Consider the following 802-nt stretch of genomic DNA (forward strand, 5'->3'; position numbering starts at 1 on the left):
CGTCGGGCCGGGCCAGCGCGTGGCGGCGCACCGCCTCGGTCGCGTGGGCCAGCTCGGTGGCTTCGCTCTTCAAGAACTTGCGGCGCGCCGGCGTGCTGAAGAAGAGTTCTCGCACCTCGATGCTGGTGCCGACCGCACGCGCCGCGGGCTGCAGCTCGCCGCTGCGCGCGTCCAATCGTTGCGCATGCGGGGCATCGGTGGTGCGGCTGACGATGGCGAGTTCAGAGACCGAGGCGATCGCAGCCAGTGCCTCGCCGCGAAAACCCATGGTCGCGACACCTTCCAGCTCGGCCAGCGAGCGGATCTTGCTGGTCGCGTGCCGCTTGACCGCCAGCGGCAACTCGTCGGCGGGGATGCCGCCGCCATCGTCTTCGACCACGATCGCACGGATGCCGCCTGCGATCAGTTTGACGGTGATCTGCGAGGCGCCAGCGTCCAGCGCGTTGTCGACCAGCTCGCGCACGACCGACGCCGGGCGCTCGACCACCTCGCCAGCGGCGATCTGGCTGACCAGCTCGTCGGGCAGTTCGCGGATCGGGCGTCGCGCGACTGTTTCGGGCGCGGCGGTGTCTGGGACCAAGGCTGTCATGGTGGGATTGTAGGAAGCTCGTGCGCGCGAGACGTGGCAGCCATCAGCCGACCACACCTTGCAGCAGGTAGGTGCCGGCGCCGGCCAGGTAGCCCAGCAGCGCCAAGAGGCTGATCTTGCGCAGGTACCAGCCGAACTCGATCCGCTCCAGCCCCATCGCCGCCACCCCGGCGGCCGAGCCGATGATCAGGATCGAGCCGCCCGTGCCAGCGC

At 70.1% G+C, this 802-nt stretch carries 1 protein-coding gene; it reads right to left on the reverse strand.

Translation table 11 applies throughout. The features are described from left to right. Positions 1-589 (reverse strand): DNA mismatch repair endonuclease MutL (gene mutL, locus AC1DYI_RS37305; protein ID WP_477209095.1); only part of this gene is annotated, 589 nt, incomplete at its 3' end. Positions 590-802: the final 213 nt, after the last annotated feature.

Source organism: Ideonella sp. P3_A4 (genome assembly GCF_056403075.1).